At 71.8% G+C, this 6,192-nt stretch carries 4 protein-coding genes and 1 tRNA gene; 2 read left to right on the forward strand and 3 right to left on the reverse strand.

What is annotated here, in order from left to right; translation table 11 throughout:
• Positions 1 to 38 precede the first annotated feature (38 nt).
• On the forward strand, positions 39 to 1,049 hold the full coding sequence (locus RIN75_RS00455; RefSeq protein ID WP_309109700.1) for an FAD-dependent monooxygenase: 1,011 nt from the start codon (positions 39 to 41) through the stop codon (positions 1,047 to 1,049).
• A 15-nt stretch (positions 1,050 to 1,064) separates the two neighbouring features.
• Here the strand turns inward: RIN75_RS00455 and RIN75_RS00460 are convergent, their stop codons facing one another.
• Positions 1,065 to 1,937 carry an exodeoxyribonuclease III gene (locus tag RIN75_RS00460; protein WP_309109701.1) on the reverse strand — a complete coding sequence of 291 codons (873 nt, stop codon included), beginning with the start codon at positions 1,935 to 1,937 and terminating at the stop codon, positions 1,065 to 1,067.
• A 91-nt stretch (positions 1,938 to 2,028) separates the two neighbouring features.
• Between RIN75_RS00460 and RIN75_RS00465 the strand changes: the two genes are divergently transcribed.
• A tRNA-Lys gene (locus RIN75_RS00465) sits at positions 2,029 to 2,104 on the forward strand.
• A gap of 63 nt (positions 2,105 to 2,167) precedes the next feature.
• Here RIN75_RS00465 and RIN75_RS00470 read toward each other — a convergent pair.
• Together RIN75_RS00470 and RIN75_RS00475 are read right to left on the reverse strand one after the other, a co-directional pair.
• Complete coding sequence (locus RIN75_RS00470) at positions 2,168 to 5,713, reverse strand: tetratricopeptide repeat protein (protein WP_309109702.1); 3,546 nt, start codon at positions 5,711 to 5,713, stop codon at positions 2,168 to 2,170.
• Positions 5,714 to 5,740: 27 nt separating this feature from the next.
• Entirely contained in the window at positions 5,741 to 6,070 is a 330-nt protein-coding gene (locus RIN75_RS00475) for a trypco2 family protein (protein WP_309109703.1), read from the reverse strand.
• Positions 6,071 to 6,192: the final 122 nt, after the last annotated feature.

Here is a 6,192-nt window from a genome sequence, read left to right on the forward strand (position 1 = left end):
GTAGTCAGGCACACTACATCTGTAGTACGGTCGCCGGCATGAGAGCAGCGGTGATCGGTGGCGGGGTGGGCGGTCTGGCGGCGGCGATCGGGCTGCGCCGGGCGGGCTGGGACGTGACCGCGTTCGAGCGGGCGGACGGGCTGCCCGCGACCGGCACGGGCTTGGGCATCTGGCGCAATGCTTTGACGGCCCTGGACCAGCTCGGCGTGGGTGACCAGGCCCGGCGGGCGGGGCGGCGGCAGCCGGAGGGGACTCTTCGGAAGCCCGACGGCACCGTCCTCGGCCGGTTGAGCGCGGACGTGCACCTCCTCACCCGCCCGGCCCTGCTGGGCGTGCTCGCCGACGCCCTGCCGCCGGGGACGATCCGGTTCGGCAGCACGGTCACTTGGCAGGAGTGCGATGTCGACCTGGTGGTCGGGGCGGACGGCATCGGCAGCGGCGTCCGGCGGTCGCTGTTCGGCGTCGAACCGCGGCGGTCGGGGGCGGTCGGGTGGCGCGGCACGGTCGACTTCGCCGTGGAGGCGGGCGGCGAGACGTGGGGTCGGGGCGTGAAGTTCGGCCTCACCCCGCAGGCCGACGGCCGCACGAACTGGTACGCCCTGACGGCGCCGGACGCCGACCTGTCGGTGTTCTCGTCCTGGCACGACCCGATCCCGCGGGTGCGGGCCGAGAGCCGGGACGTGCTCCGGCACAGCCTCGACTACCTGCCGGCGCTGCCTTCGTACGTGACGGACCGGGTGGCCCTGATCGGCGACGCGGCCCACGCCATGACTCCGGACCTGGGGCAGGGCGCGTGCCAGGCGATCATCGACGGCGTGGCCCTGGCGTCGGTGCTGCGGTCTGGCGACGTCCCGACCGGCCTGCGGCGCTACGACCGCGAGCGCCGCCGGTCCACTCAGCGCTTGGTGCGGCGTTCTCTGATGCTCAACCGGCTGGCCCGCGTCCGCCGGTTCACCGCCGTCCGCGACACCGCCCTCCGAGCCGCCTTGGCCTTGGCCCCCACACCTTCTTGGAGCGCCGACCTCGAACCAGACGAGTTGGCCGGCTAGCCCCTCTTTGTCGGGCTAGTCCTTGGCCTGCGGGAGCTTCTTCCGCTGCCCCGAGGAGGTCTTCCGGGGCGCCGAGGGTGGCGGCACGACCGGCCCGATGTCCCCGTCCGGCGCGGTGTCGAGGTCCACGATGACCGGGGCGTGGTCGCTGGGTCCGGTGCCCTTGCGGGCGTGCCGGTCCACCCACGCCGCCTTGGTGCGAGCCGCGACCGGTTCGGAGGCCAGGACGAGGTCGATCCGCATGCCGAGGTCCTGGTGGAACATCCCGGCCCGGTAGTCCCAGTAGGTGAAGACGCGGTGGCCGGGCCAGCGGTCGCGGACGACGTCCTTGAGCCCGAGCGCCTTCAGCTGGTTCAGCGCCTCCCGCTCGGGCCGAGTGACGTGCGTCTGGCCCACGTAGGCGGCGGGGTCGAACACGTCCTCGTCGGCCGGCGCGATGTTGACGTCCCCGCACACCATCACCTGGTCACCGGCGTCCCGCACCACGTCCCGCAGGGCGGCCAGCCAGGCGAGCTTGTAGTGGTAGTGGTCGGAGTCGGGCACGCGCCCGTTGGGCACGTAGACGGAGAAGACCCGCACACCCCCGCAGGTCGCCGCCACCACCCGCGCCTCCGGTTCCGGGAACCCGGGCCCGTCCACCATCCCGGCCACGACGTCGGCCAACCCGACCCGCGACAGGATCGCCACCCCGTTCCACCGCCCTTCACCGTGGGCCGCGAACTCGTAGCCGAGTTCGTCGAGGTGGGGCGAGAGCAGTTCGGCGAAGGCGTCGTCGGCGAGCTTGGTCTCCTGGAGGCACACCACATCCGGCCGCCGCTGCGCCAACCACGGCACCAACCGCGGCACCCGCTGCTTGACCGAGTTGACGTTCCACGTGGCCACCCGCATACCCCCACGGTAGTGCGCAAGTGACGTCAGCCACACGCCGGACCCACCCACCCACCCCACCACGTGCGAGGACCTCGGTAAGCTGTCCGACGGGCCGCTAGCTCAATTGGCAGAGCAGGAGACTTTTAATCTTCGGGTTCAGGGTTCGAGTCCCTGGCGGCCCACCATAAGCCCAGGTGGGAACGGGCTCCAGGAGTCAAGCGAAGATCGTCTCCCCATTTACCCCCACACTAATCGGTAGCTTCGACGGGGTTGCCTCCCGTGTGGGTGAGCAAGGCGAGTACGCGCAGAGATTGCTCCAGTTCGACCTTGTGGACCTGGGGTCGTACTCGCACGAGGCTGCGTCGGATGGTGATCGCTTCGGTGATCGCCGCCAGGGCCTCCTCGCGCCGGCCCAGGTCGGCCAGGAAAACCGCCTGGTTGTTCAGACTTGCGGCCAAGGCGTGGTTGAAGGCGTCCGGCCGGGCTCGGGCGAGATCACGGCGGATCGTCACCGCTTCCGTGACCGCCTCCAACGCCTCCCCGCGCCGACCCACACCGGCCAAGCGAACGGACTGGTTGTGCAAGCTCAGGGCCAGGTTCGGGTTGAACGCGTCCGGCCGCGCGTCGGCCAACTCACGTCGGATCGCTACCGCTTCCGTGACCGCCTCCAGCGCCTCCTCGTGCCGACCCTGATCGGCCAGGGTGTTGGCCAGGTTGTTCAAGCTCACGGCGAGATCGGCGCGGAACACATCCGGACGTGCTCCTGCCAGCTCCCGGTAGATCTCCACTGCTTCGCTGATCGCTTTCAGCGCGTCCTCGCGCCGGCCCAGGTCGGCCAGGGTGTTGGCCAGGTTGTTCAAGCTCACGGCGAGATCGGCGCGGAACACATCCGGACGTGCTCCTGCCAATTCCCGGTAAATCTCGACGGCTTCACCGACCGCCTCCAACGCCTCCGCGCGCCGGCCCAGGTCGGCCAGGCGGACCGCCTGGTTGTTCAGGCTCGTCGCGAGGGCGTGGTTGAACGCGTCCGGCCGGGCTCGTACCAGGTCACGACGGATCGTCACCGCCTCGGTGACCGCCTCCAGCGCCTCCTCGCGCCGACCCACACCGGCCAAGCGAACGGACTGGTTGTTCAAGCTCGTCGCAAGGGCGTGGTCGAACGCGTCCGGCCAGGTCCGGGCCAGCTCGCGGTAGATCCCGACCGCCTCCGTGACCGCCTGCAACGCTTCCTCGCGCCGACCCACACCGGCCAGGTGGTTGGCCTTGTTGTTCAGGCTCATGGCGAGGTCCGGGTTGAAGGCCTCGGGCCAGGTTCGGGCGAGTTCGCGTCGGATGGTCACCGCCCGGGTGATGGCCTCCAGCGCCTCCTCGCGCCGACCCAGGCCAGCCAGCCGGACGGCCTGGTTGTTCAGGGTCATGGCGAGGTCCGGGGTGAAGATCTCGGGCCGCGCCTGTGCGGCCGGACGCCGGATGGCGACCGCCAGGGCGATGGTCTTCAGCGCCTCCTCGTGCCGCCCGAGACCGGCCAGGTGGCCCGCCTGGTTGTTCAGGCTCGTGGCAAGGGCGTGGTGGAAGGCGTCCGGCTTCGCCAGCGCGAGCTTCAAGTAGATCCGGACCGCCTCGGTGTTGGTCTTCAGCGCCTCCTCGCGCCGCCCGAGGTCGGCCAGGCGGTTGGCCTGGTTGTTCAGGCTCATGGCGAGGTCCGGCGTGAAGGTGTCGGGATCCGCTTCGGCTTGGGCCCGGTAGACGTCGACGAGGCGCGCGCCGAGCAGTGCTGCCCAGTAGGTCAGGCGGTGGCTGAAGGGAGGCAGGTGGTTGGCCAGGTCGCTCAGGAGGTCGACGTCGGTGCCGGACGCGTCGCCGATGTGTTCCAGTGCGAGCAGGAGTGGTTGTGGGCGTTCGACCTGGGTGGCCACCGCGATCGTGGCGCCGCCCAGTCGTGGCGGGTGACGGACGCACAGCGCGGTCAGGTGCTCGTCCAGCGCGCCGGCGAACACGGTGTGCGCCGCGGCGCGGGCGTAGAGCGTAAGCAGGCGTTCTGCCTGCTGCGGTGAGATCCCCGGCACCAGGCGGTCGGCCAGTTCGGGGTGCTTCTCCAGGTGACGGCCGACGAACCGCTCCGCCAGTCGGTCGGGCTGGAGCATCCCGAACGGTGTCGTGTCCGCCGCCGGGTACAGGCCGGCGATCCAGTCGACCACCGCGTCGCGGCGGTCGCGGGGCTGGTCGGCGAGCCCCACGACCCGCAGCAGCAACGCGTCGGCTTGGTCCCGGTCGTCCGCGCCGACCAGGACCGCTGCCGCCATCGCGTCGTGCAACGTCGAGCGCCGCAACGGCAACCGGGCGTTCCCCGCCGCGGCCTGTTCCCAGTACCGCTTCTCGTGCTCCACCAGTCGGTCTTCCACCTCCTCGGGCGGTAGCGGCCCATCGGCGTCCGCAGAGGCGTCGGAGTCCAGCAAGTGGGCCAATGCGGTCATGTGCAGCGTCAACGCGCTCTTCGCCCCCGGCCCCGCGGGCTGCCGGTCCGCCAACTGGGCCGTCCTGCCCGCCCAGCGCCGATCGGACAGCCCGCGGACCTTCGGCAACTCGGCCGCGAACGCCTCCAGCGCGTCGCGGTACGCGCTCTCCTGCCCGCCCTGCTCGCTCTCCAGGGGGTCCAGGCCGACGACCGGGGACCCGTCCAGCAGCAGCGACGCCGTCCCCGACGACGCGCGCAACCGGTCCCACCACTCACCGGCCGTGCGGGCCAGCAAGAACACCTTCAACGGTGTCCCGCCGCCGTGGTCGACCGCCACCCGCACCAGGTCCTCCACCTGCGCGGCACGGGTCTCGGCGTAGTCCACCACGACCAACGTCGGCACCGCCGCGTCCGCGAGCACCGCCAGGTCGTCCCCGCGAGCGCGCGGGTCGAGCCACACCGTCGCCCACCGGCGCCCCAGGTCCGCGGCGAACTGCCGCGCCAGCCGGGTCTTGCCCTGCCCGCCCGGACCGTGCACCAGGCACACCCCGAACCCCTCCGCGGCGGCCCACCCGGCCAGCCGGTCGAGTTCCGCGCGTCGGCCCCGGAACGGCACGACCTCCAACGCCGGGTGCAACAACCACCCCGGCGACGGCAACACCGACGACACCGGCAACCCGGGATCCGCCAAGCCCTCGAACTCCACCGGTCGCAGCCCGGACGACTCGCCACCGTGCTCCGCCAGGGCCGCCCGGAAGCGTTCGTCGTGGTGCAGCACGTAAGACGGCACCACGACCAACCTGGTGTGGCCGCTGTCCGCCTCGTCCGCCATCACCACGCCGATCAGCAGCCCACCGGCGAACACCGCCGCACCCGACAGCCCACCCCACGGCGAACCACCCGGGTCGGGTCGGTGACCCTCGACCGCCAGCACGTGGCGGTTCGCGACCCGGAGGTCGTCGGGGTTCAACGTCCCCGACACCTGCGCCGTGTCGACCGGCCCACCCGGACGCTGCGCGCGATCGGGCACACCCCTGGCCTCACACCGCAGACCCGGCCGTTCCGTGACCACCCGCCCCCACGCCACACCCCTGCCCACCGGCGGAACCCACGCCGGCGAATCGACCCGGACCAGCGCCGCGTCGTCCCGGCCGGCCGCCGTCCCGCACCACACCACGACGCCCTCGTGCCGCGCGGCCCGACCGGGGTGGAACACCTCGACCGCCGCGCCCGGACCGCCCACCACGTGCGCCGAGGTCAGCACCAGCCGCGGACCGACCACGTACCCCGAACCCGGCACACCCCCGGCCGTCACCGCGACCACGCGCCTGCGATCCACACCCACCCCCGGCGACGGCGGAACTGGTCAGGGCTCGATGTGACCCGACACGTCCCCCGGGCCCTCGGGACGCGGGCTCGAACCGCCGACGAGCAGGTCCCTGCCGTTCTTGTCCTTGGGTGTCAACGAAACCTTCACCCGGTGCGTGGCCCCCCGACCCGCGCCGGTCTCGACCTCGGCCGCCACCACCCACGCCTTGAACCCGCCCTTGGCCTTCACGTCGGCCTTCAACTCCACGCCGAACTCCAACTCGATCGGCCCCACCGCGAAGGTGACGTCCTGCCCGCGGCCGTAGACCACGGCCTCCAGCAACTCGTCCCGCAACGCGGCCACAGCCCTGGCCAACTCGATCTCCATACCCACCACTATCGACCGCCGGCCGGTTGTCGCTACGCCACCCGCACCCTTACCCGAACCCCCGCTCGATCGCGCCGCACATCTGCGGGGAGCAGCCGTTGTGGTCCGGATCATCGGGGTGT

This window comes from Saccharothrix sp., assembly GCF_031180885.1.
In the GTDB taxonomy this organism is placed as follows: Bacteria; Actinomycetota; Actinomycetes; order Mycobacteriales; family Pseudonocardiaceae; genus Actinosynnema.

Coding starts and splice junctions, on each gene's coding strand:
- RIN75_RS00455 (WP_309109700.1), top strand. CDS start 39: ATGAGAGCAGCGGTGATCGGTGGCGGGGTGGGCGGTCTGGCGGCGGCG.
- RIN75_RS00460 (WP_309109701.1), bottom strand. CDS start 1,937: ATGCGGGTGGCCACGTGGAACGTCAACTCGGTCAAGCAGCGGGTGCCG.
- RIN75_RS00475 (WP_309109703.1), bottom strand. CDS start 6,070: ATGGAGATCGAGTTGGCCAGGGCTGTGGCCGCGTTGCGGGACGAGTTG.